We start from the raw sequence: 20,976 nt of genomic DNA on the forward strand, positions 1-20,976 counted from the left end.
AAAGAACCCTAAAAATATTACAAATTTCATTTTTTTTGCGAATATATGTACGTACACTTGTTCTCGAATGTTTTATACGTTATAATAACAACTTAAATAGCATTATTTACATATGAGGTGAAAAACATGAACAAAACAGAATTAATTAAAAACGTAGCACAAAATGCTGAGATTTCTCAAAAAGAAGCTACTGTAGTTGTACAAACTGTAGTAGAATCAATCACTAACACTTTAGCTGCTGGTGAAAAAGTACAACTTATCGGATTCGGTACATTCGAAGTTCGCGAAAGAGCTGCTCGTACAGGCCGTAACCCACAAACTGGTGAAGAAATGCAAATCGCAGCTTCTAAAGTACCTGCTTTCAAAGCTGGTAAAGAACTAAAAGAAGCTGTAAAATAATGAAAAATATCCTTCTCATTTATGAGAAGGATATTTTTTCATAACATAATTAATAAAAATCTGACCATTATGCTGTTTCTTTTGTTCTTTTATGCAAATAAAATCTTTACTTTCAAAAAAAGGTTTTGCGGTAATGCTCGCCTCTGTATATATCTCCCTATGTCCCAAGTTCACTGCTTCTTTTTCTAACTTCTGTAGTATGTATGAAGCGACTCTTTTCCCTTGATAATCTTTATGCGTAAATAAACGATCTACGTAACGATCATCGTTATAATCCCCAAACCCCACAATCATACCTTTATGATCCGCTACATAGCTAATATTCTTTTCTAAAGACTGTAACCAATTTTCTCTATCTAGTCGCTCCGGTGCCCACGCCTGTAGCTGTAACTCATTATAATCTTTTGCATTAACCGTATGAACTGTTTCATAGAACAATTGTAATACTTGATCTAAATCTTTTTTTTGGAATGTTCTAATTATAATATCTTTTAACATATATAAGTCTCCTTACCAAACTACCTCTTAACTTTTCTACTACATACGATTCTATATTTCTGCTTTATTATATCGTTTTAATTTCTATACGAACAAAAAAACAATACTTATTCAAGTATTGTTTTTTAATTCTATTCAATTACTTAATGTAGCTTTTTAAGGTTTTAATTTAACTCTTTGTAATCGTAATGCATTTAATACAACGGATACAGAACTAAATGCCATCGCTGCTCCAGCAACCCAAGGGGCTAAGAAACCTAATGCCGCAATTGGAATTCCTAACGCGTTATAAGCTAATGCCCAGAATAAATTTTGTTTAATATTTCTTATCGTCATTTTACTCATAAATATCGCATCAGCAATACTATTTAAGTCACCGCGGATTAACGTTATATCCGCTGCTTCCATCGCTACATCCGTTCCCGTTCCAATTGCCATACCAATGTTCGCTGTAGCAAGAGCAGGAGCATCATTTATCCCGTCTCCAACCATCGCTACTTTCTTACCATTTGCTTGCAGTTTTTTCACTTCTTCTGCTTTTCCTTCTGGCAATACTTCTGCAATTACGTGATCAATACCAACTTGCTTTGCAATTGCCTGAGCAGTTTGTGTATTATCTCCTGTAATCATCACAACGTCTAGACCCATTTTTTTCAGTCTTGCGATAGCTGCTTTTGAAGTATCTTTCACAGTATCTGCAACGGCAACTATACCAGCATATTCTTTATCGATTGCAATAAGCATTGCTGTTTTTCCTTCTCGTTCTAGCGCTTCCATTGATTTAGAAACTTCTTCAATATCAATATTGAATTTCTTCATTAATCGACGTGTACCAATTAATAAGTGTTTTCCTTCTACAACTGATTCGATACCAAATCCCGGAATCGCTTCAAACGTTTCTGAACTCGGGATATCAATTTTCTTTTCTTTAATCCCTTCTACAATCGCTTCTGCAAGCGGATGTTCAGAATTTCTTTCTGCTGCCCCTACTAATCTAAGCAGTTCATTTTCATTGAATCCATCTGCTACAATTACATCTGTTAATACCGGCTTCCCATTTGTCACTGTACCCGTTTTATCTAGAATAACCGTATCTAATCGGTGCGTTGCTTCTAAATGCTCTCCACCTTTAAATAAAATACCATACTCAGCCGATCTTCCTGATCCTGCCATAATAGATGTAGGCGTTGCAAGACCTAATGCACATGGACAAGCAATAACAAGTACTGCTATCATTTTCTCAAGTGCTCCGCCAAAATCACCAGGTGTAACAAATATCATCCATACTGCAAATGTGATAATCGCAATCACAACTACAACCGGTACGAAAATACCTGAAATTTGATCTGCTACCCTTTGAATAGGAGCTTTTGAACCTTGTGCCTCTTCTACTACTTTAATAATTTGAGCTAATGCAGTATCTCTTCCTACCTTAGTTGCTTTCACTTTTAAAAATCCATTTTTATTTATTGTCGAACCTATTACTACATCCCCAATTGACTTATCAACAGGAATACTTTCACCCGTTAACATCGATTCATCAATTGCTGACTTTCCTTCTACAATCTCACCATCTACTGGTATTTTTTCACCAGGCTTTACATAGACGATATCACCAGCTACTACTTCTTCAATCAAAATTTTTATTTCTGTTCCATCTCGCACAACTGTAGCTGTCTTCGCTTGTAAACCCATCAATTTTTTAATTGCTTCTGATGAGCGCCCTTTTGCTTTCGCTTCAAATAATTTACCTAAAATAATTAATGTAATAAGTACCGCACTCGTTTCAAAATATAAATCTGTCATATGTTCCGAAGAACCAATAGATTGAATACTTAAATATACACTATAGAAGTACGCGGCCGACGTTCCAAGCGCCACGAGAACATCCATATTAGCACTTTTATTGCGTAACGCTTTATAAGCCCCAACATAAAACTGTCCACCAATGATAAATTGAACAGGAGTTGCAAGTGCTAGTTGCACCCAAGGGTTCATTAACATATCCGGTAAATAAATAAATGACGTAAATGAGAAATGACTAACCATTGCCCACAATAATGGGAAAGATAAAATAAACGAAATAATAAACTTCTTCTTTTGTCTTTCAATTTCTTGTAATCGATGATCAGTTGATGCATCTTGATCATCTGGTTTCACTTCTAATTTATATCCTAGCTTCGTAATCGCGCTCTTCATTTCATTTACATTAACTTCATCAGGGTTAAAGTCTACTGTGGCTGATTCTAAAGCAAAATTTACTGTCGCCTTGTTCACACCATCTAACTTATTTAAACGCTTTTCAACTCTATTTGCACATGCTGCACATGTCATTCCTGAAACAGTAAATTCAGCTTTATCACTTACAATTCCATATCCTAATGATTCAACTTTTTCTTTAAATTGTTGCGGATTTGTTTTAGTTGGATCGTACATTATTTTTGTTTTTTCAAGCGCAAAATTTACATTTGCCTCATGAACACCTTCTACTTTTTTTAGACCTTTTTCAATTCTATTTGCACATGCCGCACATGTCATTCCTGATATTTGAAGATTGGCCTCTTTTTTTTCATTCATGTCTCTCACCTCTATATACCCTTATGAGGTATAATGATTAGCAAAATAAATCGTACTTCATTTAAAGTACGATTTATTTCCATATCTAAAAATAATTATTGAACATCGTATCCTTGATCTTCGATTACAGCAACGATATCTTTTAATGTTACAGCAGACGAGTCGATAGTAACTTCAACAGTTCCTTCTGCTAATTGAACCTTCACTTGTTCAACACCGTTTAGCTCTTTCACACTGCTTTCGATAGCATTTACACAATGTCCACAAGACATACCTTCAACCTGTAATGTTAACTGTTCCATTTAAAATCCTCCTCTTGTTTATTCATTGTTTGTTAATCACAATTACATCTTACCATACCCCCCTAAGGTAATCAATGGTTTTGTATCATGATTTTTCAATTATTTTCTAAAAGTTTATTTTACACACACTTTTTCACTACAATACACCCAAATCCAATATGAGGGTAAACAAAAAAACAAGCCAGTTAAATACTAGCTTGTTTTTACGCTTTTGAAAAACGTTCAAATACTGTCATTAATTCTTCAATTGCTTCGTCACCATTTCCATTTTTAATAGCTCCTGAAACACAATGACTCGTATGATTTTTGAGAACGCCCATTCCTACTTTTTTCATCGCTGCATTAATCGCTGAAATTTGCACTAAAATATCTACGCAATAACGATCATTTTCAATCATGTTTTGAATACCGCGGACCTGTCCTTCAATTCTCTTTAATCTATTTATAATCTGTTCTTTTTCTTTTTCTGATCTATGTGTTACTGCTTCATGCTCTTTATGATCCATATTATCACCTTCTTAAAGTTTCTCTTCATCCAATAAAACAATTGTTTTTTATGAGTATATCAATTATAGCATTAAATATCTACGCATGATACCCCATAAGAGTATATTTACACTTTATGATTATTCTTAACAACGCATTAGCTTCTTAATCTCAATTTTCAGTATACCCTTTCCTTTTTGTCAAAAAATCATTATATCTCTCATCAAAATTCAATAAAGTGAAACAAGAATAAGCGGGGATTACCCGCCCCCGCTTATTCTTCGTCTATAATGTTTTAATTTAAATTTTCAGATATTTAACCTGAGAATTTTTTCTTTCCATATATAATTATTGCTGATCACATACTTTTGTATCATTCACTACTGAAGTTCCTTCAACGGTTACCGTATGAAAACAGTCATTTACTCGAACTGTCACAACATTATCTTGCCGATCAATGATATGATATTCATTAAAATTTTTATTTAGAGCACTGCGAATTTGTTCTCCTTCATAAATTGGAATGCCATGTGATAGAACCCAAATAAGTCCAGCGATAGCAAGAATAGTTTTCATACGATCTACCTCCTTGGGAATATAGTGAACTTTTCATCCATACTTTTTCAGCTCTACAAATCATGATTGGAATAAACCAAGCCTTTTTGGAAATAAGTTCATTTCGTCTATTTTATGTTTATGCTAATTGTGACCGTTTTGTGACAACTTTTTGTCTCTTTAGACGAAAAGTTGAAACAAAACTTTCGAAAAGGACAATTCTACACATTAAAAAAGGTTATGGAATGTTTCATCCATAACCTTTTTTCCTATACGTAACTAATAAACCTCAATCCTTTACTTAAAGACGTCGGCACAACAGATGCATGATTCTCCCCTTCAGCTTCATAAAACTTAAATTTAAGTTTATCGTGGTTTACTTGGAGAAGGCGCTCTGATAATTCATTTGCACCTACAACCATATGCTCTCGTTCAAGTGATCCAACTGTAAGGAACACTCCTGTTTCAAACTTAGCATTGTTTAATTCATGTATAAGGTTCTCTTCTTTTTCAAGAACGGATTTATTATTCCACCATATAGATGGACTACTAATAAAATAATTTTGAAAAGCGTTTAAGTTTGTAAATAGTATATGCAAAGCAAATAGTCCACCTAAAGAATGTCCAAATAACGTTTGCTTACTTTTATCAATCTCAAAATTCTTTTCAATTTGTGGTTTCAGTTCTTCTTCAATAAAAGTAAAGAAATTATGTGCTCCTCCTGTTTTAGGCCACGGTTTACCGTCTGGTTTTAAAGGGGCATCTTTTGAAATTACGCTAGGCGTAAAATCATAGCACCTTTCTTCCCCTGAAAATGCGCCTTCAATCGGATAACCCACTCCAACTATAACAGCTGGTGAAACACCAGTTTTTTCCGCTCTTACTGATTGTATTTTAACTGCTTCATGAAATGTTTGAAAAAAGGCATTGCCATCTAATACGTAAATAACGGGATATCCTGAATCCGGTGCTGGTTGCCTCGGCTTTGAAATATGAATTTGATATTCCTTACCTTCTAATTTTGAATACATTTTCCACTGCTCTGTATTAGATGTTATAATCTGCTGTTTTTCAATTGTAGTATTCACCCTATCCCCCCCTTTTAACTTGTTACATATATTTCGATTTTTTCTTCTTGAGATACAACGCTATCATAACCGAAACAAACAGGAGCCCCATTATGCGGATCAATCATGACACGCGCATCAATATGAAATACTTCTTTTAACACTTCATTTGTAATGATTTCTTCTGGGCTACCAGTTGTAACAATTTCGCCTTCCTTCATTGCAATAATTTCATCTGAAAACCTTGATGCATGGTTAATATCATGTAATACCATAACAACCGTACAATTATGTTCTTTATTTAACTTCTCCACAATTTGTAATACATCTAATTGATGAGACATATCAAGGTATGTAGTTGGCTCATCTAATAGCAACACTTCTGTCTCTTGTGCTAATGCCATCGCTAGCCATACCTTTTGTCTTTGACCACCTGATAAATTTGCAATTTGTCTCGTTCGAAATTCAGAAGTTTTCGTTATATCTAATGCCCAATCAATCATTTCTTTATCTTTTGTCGTTAACTTATTTACGTTATTTCGATGTGGATAGCGTCCATAAGAAATTAATTCTTCCACTTTAAGCTCACCTGGTGCAATTGGAGTTTGCGGAAGTAAAGCTAACTGCTTCGCAATTTCTTTCGTTGGAATTTTATGTAAATCCTGTCCTTGCAAATATACTTTACCGCTTTTTTGTTTTAAAATTCTTCCCATTGTTTTTAACAATGTCGATTTACCGCAACCGTTTGGACCTATAATTGTCGTTACTTTTCCTTCTTGTATTTCCACATTTAAATCGCGAAACACTGTAAGCTTTTCATAACTTGTTTCTAAATTTTTTGCACTTAAAATACTCACTTTTATTCCTCCTCTTACGCTTTCGCCTTATAAAGTAAATATAAGAAATACGGTACACCGACAATAGAAATAACGATTCCAACTGGTAGCTCTACAGGTGTAAAAACTGTTTTCGCAATAAAGTCTGAAGCAATTACAAGAAACATTCCGATTACGCCGCACGTAGGAATTATATACTTATGTTGAATACCGACAAGCCTTTTCGCTATATGCGGTGCCATTAAGCCAATAAAACCGATACTCCCTGAAACAGCAACACATGCGCTCACAAGCCCGATACTACTTAATAGTAAAATCGATTTCTCTCTTTCTACTGAAACACCTAAACTTGTAATACTCGTTTCTTCCAATTGAAATAAATCTAATAAATAAGCTTTCTTTTGTATAAGCGGAATTAAGATAATAAGCCATGGTAACATAGCCACAATATACTTCCAGTTTGCACTATATATGCTTCCAGACACCCACACTGCGGCCATTTCAAAATCAGTTGACTTCATTTTGAGTGATAAGTACATAGAAAAGGCTCCAAATCCTGATCCAATTGCAATCCCTGTTAATAAAAGTCGCTGCGAATCTAATTTACCGTTTTTCCAAGAAAACAGATAAATGATGATAGCTGCACCTAATCCGCCTACTAAACCAAACATTGGCATCATCATAATAGAAACCCAGTCTGTGCTTTTTAATTGCCCTTGAAAGAAAAACATAAAAATGACAATCGCTGTTCCTGCTCCGGCATTTACGCCTAAAATACCTGGGTCCGCCAACCCATTTCTCGTAATCCCTTGAATAACGGCACCCGCAACACCAAGGCCTAATCCTACTAATCCAGCAATTACGATGCGCGGAAGGCGAAACTCAAAAATAACTAAATCATGTTCTGGTACTGGATCAATTCTAAACAGTGTTTTAAATATATCTGTAATCGTAATGTCGAACGTACCATTTGTTAAACTAATATAAATAGCACATAGTATTAAAAATATAATAATCCCCATCGTCATTCCGAAACGTTGACTTGAACTTTTAAGCATGTCTCTCTCCTCCTCTAGTACGGATTAAATAAAGGAAGAAAGGAATTCCAATTAAAGAGGTAACGACTCCAATAGGTGTTTCAAATGGATAGTTTACAAATCTACTCAAAACGTCACATAACGCTAAGAAAACGCCACCAATAACACCTGCACATGGCAAAATCCACTTATAATCTACCCCAATTATAAAGCGCGTAATGTGCGGAATAATTAAACCTACAAAACCAACTTTCCCCACTAAAGCAACTGCTGTTCCTGTTAAGAAAATTACCGATAAAATTGCCATCGCTTTAACTAGTTTTGTACGTTGCCCTAAATTAATAGAAACCTCTTCGCCTAATGAAAGAATGGTAATAGATTTTGATATTAACAATGCTAAAATTATTCCAATTATCCCAAACGGTATCGTGATTTTAATGATATTAAGATCTACTTGATCTAACTTTGCATTAAACCAAAAACTAACATTTTGAGAAATTTGGAAATACGAAGCCATTGCAGCCGATACACTACTTAAAAATGTTCCAATAACTGTTCCTATAATCGCTAACCTAACTGGTGATAAGCCATTTTGAAGGAGCGAACCAAAACCAAACACGATACCGGCTCCTAGTGCAGAACCAATCATTGAACATACAACCATACCAATTGATGACATTCCCGGAAGAAAAATCATGCTAAGTGTAATAACAAAGGCAGCGCCATCCGTCACACCCATAATAGAAGGGGATGCAAGATAGTTTCTTGTCATCCCCTGCATAAGTGCTCCTGATATGGCTAGAAATGCTCCGACTAAAAGAGCTGCAACTACCCTTGGTAAACGTGAAGTAATAATAATATTATGATTTACATCGCTTGAATCAAAATGAAATAATGCGTTCCACACTGTTTCAGCGTCAATACTTTTTGCCCCATACAAAATCGAAAGTATAATTGTAAATAAGATGAGTATGGGTGCTATACATAATATAGTTACTGGTACTGCATTTGTTTTCTGCATATCATTCAACGCACCTTACTTATTGTATTATTTAGATAAATTTTTCACGGCTTCTTTTAAGAATGCTGTTTTACTCCAAGCTGTACCACCTTGTGCCATTGGATCTACAACATTTACAAATACTTTCTTTTCCTTCGCAGCATTCATACTTTGCCAAATTGGATTACTTTCAATTTCTTCTAACACTTTCGGGTTTTTATTTTCACTTGCCTCATATTGTAAGAAAATATAATCTGGGTTAAGTTCAGCAAGTTTTTCAAATGAAATTTTCTCTTGTGCTTTTACAGTTTTCAATTGTTCTGGAGCAGTTAGTCCAAGATCTTTATAAATTACAGGGTTGAAGTATACTCCTTCTGGATATAGGAATAATTCGTTTGCTCTTAGTCTTATGACAAGTACTTTTTTATCTTTTAACTTATCTCCTAGTTTTGCTTTTGCTTTTTCAGCGTCCGAATTGTAATCCTTAATAATTTTTTCTGCTTTATCTTTTTTACCAGTTAATTCTCCCATTAACTTTAAGTTATCTTCCCAATTTGTTGAAACGTGTGATACCGGGAATGTAGGAGCTACTTTCGTAAACTTTTCAGCTGTTTCTGCTGGGAATTTCGTACTCGATGTAATAACATCTGGTTTTAATTGTAGTAATGTTTCGAAATTGGGTTGCATTTTCTCACCAACAGATTTAGCACCTTCTAACTCTTTTTCAAGATATTTTGGTAATTTACCACCTACAGTAATGGCACCAACTGGTTTAATTCCAAGTATTGCCGCATCTTCCATTGACTCTAAACTAGCTGTCGCAATTTTATCTACTTTTGCTGGCACTGTATACTCTTTACCTAAATATGTGATTTTTCGTTTTTCATCTTTTTTCGTTTCCGTAGCTTTTGTCTGTTGTTTTTGCTCGCCTGAAGTTTTATCCGCACTATTACATGCCGCTAAACCTACACTTAAAACTGTAACCATCCCTAAAGTAAATAATTTCTTGTTCATCTTTATATGTCTCCTCTCGAATTTTCAAACTATATTCTCAATAAAATTTAACTATATGAACTTTGTCCCATATATATATTTCATTAGATTAATAATTTTATCCAGAACTCATTCCCGTTCACTTCCCCTAGACTATAATTCTTTTACGCCTTAACCACTTGATAATCATTTCCACTGATAATGATTATCGTTACTAAGTATATATTTAATATGAAATTATTTCAAGAATGATTTGAAAAATTTTAACAAACTGAATTAAAAAAAGAAGTATCTCCCTAATATTAGGGAGATACTTCTTTTTTTAGAAATTTATATGTAATTCAACTGGACAATGGTCTGACCCCATTACTTCACTATTAATTTTCGCTTCTGTTATTTGGTCTTTCATTCTTTCCGAAACAACAAAATAATCTAAACGCCATCCGATATTTTTCGCTCTCGCGCCCATACGATACGACCACCACGAGTATGCACCTTCTTGATTAGGATAAAGGTAACGATATGTATCAATAAATCCTTCTTCTAAAATACATGAAAATTTCTCTCGTTCCTCATCAGAGAATCCAGGATTTTTACGATTACTTTTCGGATTTTTCAAATCGATTTCTTTATGAGCAACATTTAAGTCTCCACAAAAAATAACTGGTTTCTTCTCATCTAATCGTTTGATATAGGACCTGAAATCATCTTCCCATTTCATTCTGTAATCTAATCGTTCTAATCCACGTTTTGAATTTGGTGTATATAACGTTATCATGTAAAAATCTTCGAATTCTAAAGTAATAAGTCGCCCTTCTTGATCATGCTCTTCAATGCCTAAACCATATGTAACTGAAAGCGGTTCTTTTTTCGAAAAAATAGCAGTTCCTGAATATCCTTTTTTCACAGCATAATTCCAGTATGTATAATATCCCTCTAAATTTAAATCAATTTGCCCTTCTTGTAATTTAATCTCTTGTAGACAAAATATGTCAGCACTTGATTCCTCAAGATATTCCAAAAATCCACCTTTTGCGATAACAGCTCGCAAACCATTTACATTCCATGAAATTAACTTCATCTATAGTCCTCCTCTTGATGTTTATTTCCAAATTTCATGCTATCACAAAATAGAAAACAATCATATTTTCACCTTTGTAATCTTGCTCTTACATTTATGAATACATACATACGCACTTTATTCAGGTTATACTAATTTCAGAGGTGATGTTCTATGCACAATGAAGGAGTTACATTAACAAATGAGTATTGGCAAGCAATTATTCATAATGATTCTTCCTATGATAGCAAATTCTTTTATGCTGTGAAATCAACTGGAATCTTTTGCAGACCATCATGCAAATCAAGAATACCGAATAGAAACAATGTACGAATTTTTCATCATGCAGAGCAAGCATTAAGTGAGAACTTTCGCCCGTGCAAACGTTGTAAGCCAAATGGGATCACTTTACCTAATGAAGAGTGGGTAGAACAAATTAAAGACTATATCGAAAAGCATTATGACGAATCCTTAACTCTCGACATGCTTGCGGAAATGTGTCACGGTAGCCCTTTTCATTTACAACGTACTTTCAAAAGAATAATAGGGTTAACTCCTATAGAATATATACAACAATTCAGGGTTCTTAAAGCAACCGAATACCTTTTACACACAAATCAATCTATTAAAGAAATTAGTACTGCTGTCGGGATAGAAAACCCAGAGTATTTCGCAACTTTATTTAAAAAGAAAACCGGATTTACTCCTACTGAATATCGAAAAAAGAACGAAATGAAAGAGGGATACGATAATGAATTCCTACAAAAATAATTATATATATTGGATGCTACTTACACATAAAAATTGGCGATTTCATATTGCTGCAACTGAAAATGGACTATGTTTCATTGGATCACAAGACGAAAACTTTGAAGAATTAAATATATGGGCTAGAAAAAAACTGCCCCAACATATATTGACCCATAGTCCAGATTACTTGCAAATATATACGCAAGAAGTTATCGAGTATTTAGAAAACAAGCGAGAAACTTTTACATTTCCTATCGATGCTTATGGAACTAATTTTCAATTATCTGTTTGGAATACGGTACGTGAAATTCCTTATGGAAAGACATATTCTTATACAGAAATTGCTGAAAGAATTCAAAAACCTAAAGCTGTGCGCGCCGTTGCTTCTGCTATTGCTGCTAACCCTCTTCTTATCACCATTCCTTGTCACCGCGTTATTGGGAAGAATGGGAAACTAACCGGATTTAGGGGTGGATTAGAAATGAAGAAAAAATTGCTTACATTAGAAAAGTTGCAGGTGGAATTCATATGACAGCAGAATATAATAGCGCATTATCTATAGCAGTTCCAAAAGAATTTTGTTTCCAAGAAAATTTACGTTATCTATCACGCTCTAACAATGAATGTATGTTCCATATTGAAGATAACAAAATTTATAAAGTTATCCCTGTTCAAGATGTAAATCCTTTAGTTGAAATTAGTGTGAATACAGATGGGAATATTCAAATACGTTGTTTAGAAGAACCATATACATCTGAAAAATCGATACGTGAAGCTGTAGTTAACTATGTAAAAGAATGGTTTGATTTAACTACTGATTTAGCCCCATTTTATACATTAGCTAAACATGATTTACTCCTTCAAGGACCAATTGAACAATATTATGGCCTTCGTACTTTAGGCATTCCAGACTTATTTGAGGCACTTTCCTGGGGAATTATCGGTCAACAAATTAACCTAACATATGCTTATACACTAAAAAGGAGATTAGTTGAGCAATTTGGAAGTTATGTAGAATGGGACGGTAGAAAACATTGGATATTCCCATCACCTGAAACAATTGCAAATCTACATGTAGAAAATCTTCAACAATTAAAAATGACGACTAGAAAATGTGAATATTTAATCGGTATTGCGAAGCTTATTACAGAGAGAAAATTATCAAAAGAGGATTTACTGCAAACACAAGATGTAAAGGTTGCTGAGAAACAATTAACTGCTATCCATGGTATAGGACCATGGACTGCCAACTATGTTTTAATGCGTTGTTTAAGATTTCCTTCGGCTTTTCCAATTGATGATGTTGGTCTGCATAATGCAATTAAATTTATAACAGGTTCCGAAAATAAACCGACAAAAAATGAAATAAAAGATTTCGCGGCAAACTGGGCTAATTGGGAGTCTTATGCGACTTTTTATTTGTGGCGAGTACTATATTAAAAGAACCAAGTAGCACATTCGTACTACTTGGTTCTTTTTTAAGCTTGCTCCTCAAAACGTCTTGCAATTTCCACAATAACTTGAACGGCTTTTTCCATAGTATCTACCGAAACATACTCAAATTTACCGTGATAGTTTTCACCACCAGTGAAAATATTCGGCGTCGGTAATCCCATATATGATAATTGTGATCCATCTGTGCCTCCGCGAATCGGATGAATATTTGGTTCAATGTCTAAACTTTTCATTGCTTCATATGCAATATCAACAATTTCTCTTACCGGTTCAATTTTTTCAAGCATGTTATAGTATTGATCATTCATTTCTAAAACGACTGCATCTTCGCCATATTTTTCTTGCATAGTTTTCACAATATTTTTAACGTTATTTTTACGTGCCTCAAAATTTTCACGATCAAAGTCTCGAATAATATAATATGCTTTACTTTGCTCAACATCACCATTTAAAGAAAGTAAATGATAGAATCCTTCATAGCCTTCTGTATATTCTGGCGCATCTTCTACTGGTAAATACCCATTAAACTCCATAGCAAGTTTAGTAGCATTGCGCATTTTATTTTTTGCTGTTCCAGGATGTGTATTCGTTCCGTTAAACGTTAACTTAGCACCTGCAGCATTAAAACTTTCATACTCTAAACCACCTAATGGACCTCCATCCATCGTATAAGCGAATGATGCACCAAACGCTTCTACATCAAAATGCGCTGGCCCACGACCAATTTCTTCATCCGGTGTAAATGCTACTCTTATTTTCCCGTGCTTAATTTGCGGATTATGTATTAAATGGTTCATTGCAACCATAATTTCTGTAAGACCAGCTTTATCATCTGCTCCTAGAAGTGTTGTACCATCAGTTGTAATAATGGTATGTCCTTTATATGATGGTAATTCCGGGAACTGCTCTGGTGTTAACACAACATTTAGCTCTTCATTTAACGTAATTGCATTACCATCAAAATTTTCATGAATTTGTGGTTTGACGTTTTTCCCTGTAAAGTCTGTTGCCGTATCTAAATGGGCTAAAAATCCGATTACAGGAACATCCTTGTCCGTATTAGCTGGAAGCGTTGCCATTACATAGCCATTATCATCCATCGTTACTTCTGTTAAACCAATTTCTTTTAGCTCTTCCACTAATAACTTACCAAACTCAATTTGTCCTGGTGTTGTTGGTACTGTATGACTTTCTTCATTTGATTGCGTATCAATTTTTACATATCTCGTAAATCTTTCAATAAGTTCTTGTTTCAAGTTCATTCACTCCCTTTTATGTTCCTCCCTCCATTATAATCCTTAAAACGAAATATTTTAACTTTTTTGACTGTGAAGATGTATATTTCATTTACATTGTTAACACTTTTACATAACAAAAAGAATATTAGTGAACATATTTAAAGTACAGCTTAATACAAATAAATTCACCCTATTTACGACTCTCATCGCAAATAGGGTGTTTCTGTTTTTATCTCGCAATTTAAGAATATATACTACTCATTTACAATAAAAGTATATACATCATCATAAATACAGCCATTTACTTTAATCACATACTTCCCAGGTTTATTAAAACTAATTGTGTATTTATTTAACTGAATTGCTTCTTTATCTCCAGAAAGAATATCAATGCTTCTGCCACTTAATACATACAAGTCATTTAGATTCATCGTTACATCAATTGTATTGAAATTTTCTACTTTCACTTGCTGTGCTTCCGCAACGCTTACACTTGGTTCTAAAAACAGTAATCCACTTAATCCAATCGTCCCCGCTAAAGCAACTCCCGCAAACTTTTTAATCTGTTTCATTACAATGACCTCCTTATAGATTTTACGTAAAGGCAATGTCCTCCCTTACACCACAAAGCCTATATGTAATGAAATGAAAAGTAAACGGGGACTGTAAGACAAAATTCTACATCTTTTTCTCCTATTGAATATAAATCCAACGTTTGGAATTTTGACACATTTAAAATTGTTTCCCTAAACCAATTTCTCCATAATTTATTCAAAGACTGAATAATTACTTATTTATTTAACATTCTAACAATAGTTGATAAAGATGCTTTCTATTCAAAAAAAGACTTTGCTATAAAAGTAACTTTTACAACAAAATCCATGCAACTAATTTTATTCAGCTTTCCATAATCTCTCTACATTCATTAATTGTTCTTCTTTAAATTCCATCTTATATATATCCGGTTTTGACGTATTCATTAAAAATTCAAAACCATATTGTTTATCAAAATAGTTCATCATTAATGTCATGACAAGCCCATGTGTACCAATTACAATTTTGCATCCTCGAAAATCCATTAAGATTTCTTTTAATACTTTCACTACTCTTCTCTGGCAATCTGCATATGACTCTCCTTCCGTTCGTGCAAAGTCCGGATTAGAGAACATCTTCTGTACAAGTGGATACACCTCTTTGTCTGATATAACCTGATCCTCACTTGAAAACATACACTCTTTAAGATTTTCATATACTACTATTTCTTTTTCATGGAAATTAGCTGACTCCTCTATCGTTAGCATAGCCCGATTATAAGGACTGGAAATAAAAGTATCAATCCTCTCCGCTTTTAATATGTCAGTTACTCTACGGGCATCCATATGTCCCCTCTCAGTTAATCCACGCATTCTTTCATTTCCTTCTAGTTTTGGTGATTCACCATGTCTAACCATATAAATATATGTGCTCATAATTTCTCCTTAAAATTTTTTATAAAGTGAAACTTTAATCAGCCCTCACTAATCGGGCTGCCCGGCAAATAGCGAGATAAGTTAATAAATCACGTTCATTTATCCCATTTCAACACTTAGGGGTAATACTAAAATACTTTATAAACTGTGCTGATTTGTTCGTCTAATCCATTCTCCTACTAAACTCTCAAATAATTCAGGCTGCTCAATTTGCAAATTATGCCCTGCCATATCTAACACTGCTAATGTTGCCCTTGGATATTCTTCAATAATTTCTATAATATTTTGATAACCTACTGATATATCTTGTCTTCCAGTCAGTAAAAGAACGGGATTTTCATATTTTTCATGCTGAAAATCCATAGTAAGAGAGTAATTCTTTTGCAACCTTTCAATAAATTCATAATTAGCAACATCTAACCCAGGCTTAATTTCTTCTTTAAATCGCTTATATGTATATTCATTTGCTATTACAGCTAACTCACAAAACTCCTCTCTTTCTGTGGAAGTGAGCGTATTTAAAAATTCCTCATCTTGTACAATTACCTGTTTATCTGGAAGAATCCTTTTTTCTGGCTCCGCTACAACAACAGGACATACTAATAGTAATCCGCTAACTCTCTCAAACATCTTTGCAAGTATACCTTTGGCTAAATAGCCTCCATATGATTCTCCTACCAATAAAAATTTTTCAGTAGAAATGATTTCCTCAATAAATGTGATAAGCACTTCTACTATACGATCTGAACTATTTATCCAATTTGGAGCATTCGATTTTCCCATTCCAGGTAAATCAATATATATTCGCTTATAACCTTCATATTTCTGAAATACTGATTCCATACATTTCATCATTAACCTATGGTCAGGGGCGCAGCCATGTATGATAATGACCGGTTTACCCTCTCCCACAATTTCATAGTATATTTCTGAATCTTTAATTCGATATATCATAAAAAAGCCTCCCTATTTAGTGGCAATACTATTCCACTCTGTAAGAATACACGTTCTTATTTTATATCTTTTCTCAACATTTTCACAAATATTAATCTTCAGATTAAAAATAAAAAGCTCACCAAAAAAAGATACTCATCATTTTATATGCAATTTTGCATCTCCACTTACAAATCACTAAAAAAACTTTACAATTCAAAGGATGACTAAATATACAATTTCTATTTAAAGTCTTGATACAGTCTATACTATCAACCGCAATATTTTTTCAACCTTAAGAATACTTACACTCTTTAACACTTTCCTTATAAACATGATTTTTATAAGGAAATCTGATACAATTCTTAAATAATATTATTATGTATAGATATAACGAACATAGTGCATAATTAAAGAAGGTGATTTCATTGAAATTAAATAAAAATTTACAATTATGTATATTAATCGGAACATTAATATGCTATTCAATCTATTTTATGTTTTTCTATCTGTTCCCTACTCATTTTTCAAATTCAGATGTACGCTTCGCTTCACTTGTCGTTGAAGCCATTACATTTGTATCACTGATTTACTCTATATATTCTAAAAAAGTCAGTTCAAATCCGTTTTGGATATGTATTACAATAGCAATTGGTAGTTTTTTATTAGGGAAAATAGTATATACATATCAAGATAGCTTCTTCGAAATTCCAATACATCGTTTTACGGTTTCTGATGTATTTTACATGTTTTTTCTATTTTTCTGTCTTATCGCTTTCTGCTATAAAATCTTAAAGGAATGCAATAAATGGGAAAAAGCGTTCTTTATTTGTGATATATGCATAGTGCTTACTTCCATATTTACATTAGAATGGTATTTATTTAATCAACCAAATTTAAATATATTCGCTCTTTCACTAGGAGATGTTTTCCTTTCATTTTTATACCCAATTGCAGATTTATTATTTCTACTGCTAGGTGTTAGTCTCTTTTTCCGTCCAACAATTTTTAATTCCAAACGGAAAATTTATATCTTTATTTTTGTATTAATAAGTTCTGCAACTTTTAACTATATTTATTTTTACTTAAATAACCACTTATCAACTGAAACGATAATATTATTACGTCTTTTATATAGAATACCTATATTACTTATTGCAATAGCTGGCTCTATTTCAGAAGATCATAATAGCCATAAAAATTATTTCCTTGTAAACCCTATAATAGGAAAAAAAGCTTTAGTTGTATTTCCCTATCTTGCTGTTGCAATACTAATCGGGTTTACATTAAAAGAACAAACATCATCTTCAACTCTCATTACAGGAAATTGTATTACTTTTATTTTCGTACTCATTCGTCATTCTATCGTACGTATGCAAAACAATTCCTTAACAAAACGTTTGCAGGCATTTAATGCCCAACTAGAAGAAAAAGTTACTTTACGGACTTCTGATTTAGTTCATAAATCAGAGGCTCTTTCTCAAAAACAACAAAAATTCAAATCATTATATGAATATCATCCTGACCCTATTTTCACCATTGATTTAAATGGAATATTCTTAAATGTAAATAAGGCTGGGAGTGTACTACTTGGAGCACCAACAGATGAGTTACTCGGTGAAACTTGTTTTTCGATTATTTTAGATGAAGATAAGCATAAGCTAGCATTGGCGTTAGAGAAAGTGAAACAACAAGAATCGGCATCCTTACAACTTAGTTCTCAATATAAAGATGGCTTTACTTATTTTTTATACGTTACAATCATTCCTATTATAATAGACGGACAAATTTCAGGAAGCTATATTATGGTGAAAGATATTACTGCACTAAAAAAACAGCAAGAAGAAATAAAATATTTAGCATTCCATGACACTGTAACGAAAATTGGTAACCGTGCCTTTTTCCATAAGAAATTAAAGAGAGTTATAAAAAATGCTGAAATAACAGAAAGCGAGTTTGCATTATTATATTTAGATTTAGATCGCTTTAAAGCAATTAACGATACACTTGGACATTCATCAGGAGACTACATATTAGAAGAAGTAGCAAAGCGCTTCCAATCATGTCTTCCATCACATACTCATCTTTCAAGAATCGGTGGCGATGAATTTACAATCATAATTGAAAACTATACTGACGAAGATTACTTATTCCAATTATGTAACCAATTATTTAAATGCATGAAAAAGTCATTTATCATACATGAGCATAAATTAACTTTATCACTGAGTATCGGCATCGCTATTTATCCACATTCCGGAATCGATACCGCTACACTTCTGAAAAACGCTAATGTTGCAATGTATGATGCAAAAGCAAAAGAACTTAACTGTGTATCTATTTATGACGATGTAATCGCTAAAAAAATTGAAAGACGATTGCGATTAGAAAAAGATTTACCAAACGCACTACAAAATGAAGAATTGTTCCTTTTGTATCAACCTCAAGTTGATAGTGAATCTAATAAAATTATCGGTGCAGAAGCTTTAATTAGGTGGAATCATCCTGAATTAGGTATTATTTCTCCATACGAGTTTATTCCGATTGCAGAAGAAACACTACAAATTATTTCAATAGGTAAATGGACATTAGAGCAGGCTTGTAAACAAATGAAACGTTGGCACGTACTCGGATATTCACATTTAAAAATAGGTGTAAATTTATCTGCTAAGGAATTTGAACAAGAGGATTTTGTAAAATCTATTTCTTCTACTTTAACAAATACAGGTTTACCAGCAAGCTCTCTTGATCTTGAATTAACAGAGCGAATTGCAATGATGGATGAGCGAGAAACATTGATAAAACTGCGTACACTAAAAAGTTTAGGGATTCACATTTCTATCGACGATTTTGGTACAGGTTATTCTTCGCTAGCCTACTTACCTTTGTATCCAATTGATACGTTAAAAATCCCGAGAGAATTTATTACAATGTCTGAAACATGTGATGATGGAATGGAAATTATTAAAACGATCATCACATTAGCAAATACATTAGGAATGTCTGTCATTGCTGAAGGTGTAGAAACGAAAGAGCACGTAAATTTCCTTCAAAAAAATAAATGTCAGTTTATTCAAGGTTATTATTACAGTAAACCTATTCATATTCATGCATTTACTGAGCTATTAGAAAACGGCATTCACCCATAGTACATAACTAATTAGAACAAATATAGCAAAAAGGAAAGAAGATACCTTCTTTCCTTTTGTTTTTCTATTTACATTTCTATTACTTCACCACTTCATTTATTATATCTATTATTTGATGAATTCCCTCATCATTTGTTTTCTTATATCCATTCATGTTTTGAATATATTTCTCCTTATTTGTATACAACTTATTTACTGCATGTATAAATGTATTCGTACTTACTCTGTCTTGGAGTATAACTTCCGCATATCCTTGCCGTGAAAAATATTCAGCATTTAAAACTTGATCTCCCCTACTGGAACTGTTAGTTAACGGGATAAGCAACATCGGTTTCTTCAAAAATAACAATTCAGAAATAGCAGTAGAACCCGCTCTAGAAACTACAACACTTGCCATATTTAGTATATGCGGCAACTCGTCGCCTATATATTCAAATTGCATATATCCCTCCATGCCAATAGATGGGTCTACCTTCCCTTTACCACATATATGAATAATATTAAAGTTTAATAGTATTGTATCTAAACATTCCCTTACCATATCATTTATCCACTTAGCACCTTGACTCCCACCCATAATTAATAATACTGGTTTATCTTGCTGAAATTCACAATATCTTCTTCCTCGTAATACGTTACCCTTCTCAATTTCTTCCCTTACAATTGGTCCTACATAAACCTTCTTCTCATTACTTACATTTTCTCCTGTCTGAGGAAATGTTGTGCATAGCTTTGTAGCAAAAGGTAATGCTATTTTATTGGCAAGCCCTAATGTGCTATCTGGTTCACGTATAATTATAGGCACACGATTTAACCATGCTCCTATAGCTACAGGAACTGAAACAAATCCTCCTGCTGAAAAGATAACGTCAGGCTTTGTTTTCTTAATTAAATTATAACTTTGTAAACAACCGCGTATAATTTTAAAAGGATCTTTAAAATTCTCCCAATCCCAATATCTCCTAAGCTTTCCCGTTGAAACACTATTGTATTTTACATTTTGCACTAATGATTTTTCAATTCCATTTTTGGATCCAATATACTCGACTCTCCAGCCTTTCTCTATAAATTTAGGAATTAATACAATATTAATCATAACGTGTCCGGCTGTACCGCCCCCAGTAAAAAGAATCGTTTTGCTCATAACTTATACCCACCTTTATTATTAAAAA

Annotated in this window: 21 protein-coding genes; 5 read left to right on the top strand and 16 right to left on the bottom strand. The window is 33.3% G+C overall.

Annotated features, from left to right (window positions below; genetic code table 11):
- Positions 1 to 126 precede the first annotated feature (126 nt).
- Positions 127 to 399, top strand: coding sequence for an HU family DNA-binding protein (locus tag MR107_RS04390; RefSeq protein ID WP_001043904.1), 273 nt, complete (start codon positions 127 to 129; stop codon positions 397 to 399).
- Positions 400 to 414: 15 nt separating this feature from the next.
- Here MR107_RS04390 and MR107_RS04395 read toward each other — a convergent pair whose 3' ends face one another.
- The 11 genes from MR107_RS04395 to MR107_RS04445 form a co-directional block, all read right to left on the bottom strand.
- The gene (locus MR107_RS04395) at positions 415 to 897 is read right to left on the bottom strand and encodes a GNAT family N-acetyltransferase (protein ID WP_000910167.1); all 483 of its coding nucleotides are present in this window, start codon (positions 895 to 897) and stop codon (positions 415 to 417) included.
- Positions 898 to 1,053: 156 nt separating this feature from the next.
- Entirely contained in the window at positions 1,054 to 3,474 is a 2,421-nt protein-coding gene (locus tag MR107_RS04400; RefSeq protein WP_001003178.1) for a heavy metal translocating P-type ATPase, read from the bottom strand.
- Between the two features lie 95 nt (positions 3,475 to 3,569).
- A complete protein-coding gene (copZ, locus tag MR107_RS04405) occupies positions 3,570 to 3,776 on the bottom strand; it encodes a copper chaperone CopZ (RefSeq protein WP_000436973.1) in 207 nt (68 codons plus the stop codon).
- A 203-nt stretch (positions 3,777 to 3,979) separates the two neighbouring features.
- Positions 3,980 to 4,282, bottom strand: a complete 303-nt coding sequence (locus MR107_RS04410; RefSeq protein WP_000349637.1) for a metal-sensing transcriptional repressor — start codon at positions 4,280 to 4,282, stop codon at positions 3,980 to 3,982.
- Positions 4,283 to 4,610: 328 nt separating this feature from the next.
- On the bottom strand, positions 4,611 to 4,838 hold the full coding sequence (locus MR107_RS04415; protein ID WP_000849103.1) for a hypothetical protein: 228 nt from the start codon (positions 4,836 to 4,838) through the stop codon (positions 4,611 to 4,613).
- Positions 4,839 to 5,086: 248 nt separating this feature from the next.
- A complete protein-coding gene (locus tag MR107_RS04420) occupies positions 5,087 to 5,905 on the bottom strand; it encodes an alpha/beta hydrolase (RefSeq protein WP_001098322.1) in 819 nt (272 codons plus the stop codon).
- A gap of 14 nt (positions 5,906 to 5,919) precedes the next feature.
- A complete protein-coding gene (locus MR107_RS04425; protein WP_242292082.1) occupies positions 5,920 to 6,741 on the bottom strand; it encodes an ABC transporter ATP-binding protein in 822 nt (273 codons plus the stop codon).
- A 14-nt stretch (positions 6,742 to 6,755) separates the two neighbouring features.
- A complete protein-coding gene (locus MR107_RS04430; protein ID WP_000920438.1) occupies positions 6,756 to 7,778 on the bottom strand; it encodes a FecCD family ABC transporter permease in 1,023 nt (340 codons plus the stop codon).
- Positions 7,771 to 8,778, bottom strand: a complete 1,008-nt coding sequence (locus MR107_RS04435; protein ID WP_001173041.1) for a FecCD family ABC transporter permease — start codon at positions 8,776 to 8,778, stop codon at positions 7,771 to 7,773. Before MR107_RS04435 ends, MR107_RS04430 begins: the two co-directional genes overlap by 8 nt.
- A 27-nt stretch (positions 8,779 to 8,805) precedes the next feature.
- Entirely contained in the window at positions 8,806 to 9,771 is a 966-nt protein-coding gene (locus tag MR107_RS04440; protein ID WP_242292083.1) for an iron-hydroxamate ABC transporter substrate-binding protein, read from the bottom strand.
- A gap of 301 nt (positions 9,772 to 10,072) precedes the next feature.
- Positions 10,073 to 10,831 (bottom strand): exodeoxyribonuclease III, encoded by a 759-nt coding sequence (locus MR107_RS04445; protein WP_000767621.1) that lies wholly within the window; start codon positions 10,829 to 10,831, stop codon positions 10,073 to 10,075.
- Positions 10,832 to 10,984: 153 nt separating this feature from the next.
- Here MR107_RS04445 and MR107_RS04450 point away from each other — a divergent pair, with 153 nt between their 5' ends.
- Genes MR107_RS04450 through MR107_RS04460 form a run of 3 tightly spaced genes read left to right on the top strand, consistent with a single transcriptional unit; the run spans position 10,985 to position 13,000 of the window.
- Positions 10,985 to 11,581 carry a bifunctional transcriptional activator/DNA repair enzyme AdaA gene (locus MR107_RS04450; RefSeq protein WP_000551322.1) on the top strand — a complete coding sequence of 199 codons (597 nt, stop codon included), beginning with the start codon at positions 10,985 to 10,987 and terminating at the stop codon, positions 11,579 to 11,581.
- Entirely contained in the window at positions 11,562 to 12,092 is a 531-nt protein-coding gene (locus MR107_RS04455) for a methylated-DNA--[protein]-cysteine S-methyltransferase (protein ID WP_242292084.1), read from the top strand. Before MR107_RS04450 ends, MR107_RS04455 begins: the two co-directional genes overlap by 20 nt.
- The gene (locus tag MR107_RS04460; protein ID WP_000123504.1) at positions 12,089 to 13,000 is read left to right on the top strand and encodes a DNA glycosylase; all 912 of its coding nucleotides are present in this window, start codon (positions 12,089 to 12,091) and stop codon (positions 12,998 to 13,000) included. Before MR107_RS04455 ends, MR107_RS04460 begins: the two co-directional genes overlap by 4 nt.
- Positions 13,001 to 13,038: 38 nt before the next feature.
- Here MR107_RS04460 and pepT read toward each other — a convergent pair whose 3' ends face one another.
- From pepT to MR107_RS04480, 4 genes are all read right to left on the bottom strand, one after another.
- Positions 13,039 to 14,271 carry a peptidase T gene (gene pepT, locus MR107_RS04465; RefSeq protein ID WP_002164459.1) on the bottom strand — a complete coding sequence of 411 codons (1,233 nt, stop codon included), beginning with the start codon at positions 14,269 to 14,271 and terminating at the stop codon, positions 13,039 to 13,041.
- Positions 14,272 to 14,507: 236 nt separating this feature from the next.
- A complete protein-coding gene (locus MR107_RS04470; protein WP_242292085.1) occupies positions 14,508 to 14,825 on the bottom strand; it encodes a hypothetical protein in 318 nt (105 codons plus the stop codon).
- Positions 14,826 to 15,146: 321 nt separating this feature from the next.
- Positions 15,147 to 15,722 carry a histidine phosphatase family protein gene (locus MR107_RS04475; RefSeq protein ID WP_000109179.1) on the bottom strand — a complete coding sequence of 192 codons (576 nt, stop codon included), beginning with the start codon at positions 15,720 to 15,722 and terminating at the stop codon, positions 15,147 to 15,149.
- 138 nt (positions 15,723 to 15,860) lie between these two features.
- Entirely contained in the window at positions 15,861 to 16,676 is an 816-nt protein-coding gene (locus MR107_RS04480; RefSeq protein WP_000640346.1) for an alpha/beta fold hydrolase, read from the bottom strand.
- A gap of 407 nt (positions 16,677 to 17,083) precedes the next feature.
- On the opposite strand from MR107_RS04480, the gene MR107_RS04485 reads away from it, so the two are divergent.
- The gene (locus MR107_RS04485) at positions 17,084 to 19,804 is read left to right on the top strand and encodes a sensor domain-containing protein (RefSeq protein ID WP_242292086.1); all 2,721 of its coding nucleotides are present in this window, start codon (positions 17,084 to 17,086) and stop codon (positions 19,802 to 19,804) included.
- A 79-nt stretch (positions 19,805 to 19,883) separates the two neighbouring features.
- On the opposite strand, the gene MR107_RS04490 is transcribed toward MR107_RS04485, so the two are convergent.
- Positions 19,884 to 20,948, bottom strand: coding sequence for an undecaprenyldiphospho-muramoylpentapeptide beta-N-acetylglucosaminyltransferase (locus MR107_RS04490; RefSeq protein ID WP_000047562.1), 1,065 nt, complete (start codon positions 20,946 to 20,948; stop codon positions 19,884 to 19,886).
- Positions 20,949 to 20,976 lie beyond the last annotated feature (28 nt).

This window comes from Bacillus cereus group sp. BfR-BA-01441 (genome assembly GCF_022663075.1).
GTDB lineage: Bacteria > Bacillota > Bacilli > Bacillales > Bacillaceae_G > Bacillus_A > Bacillus_A cereus.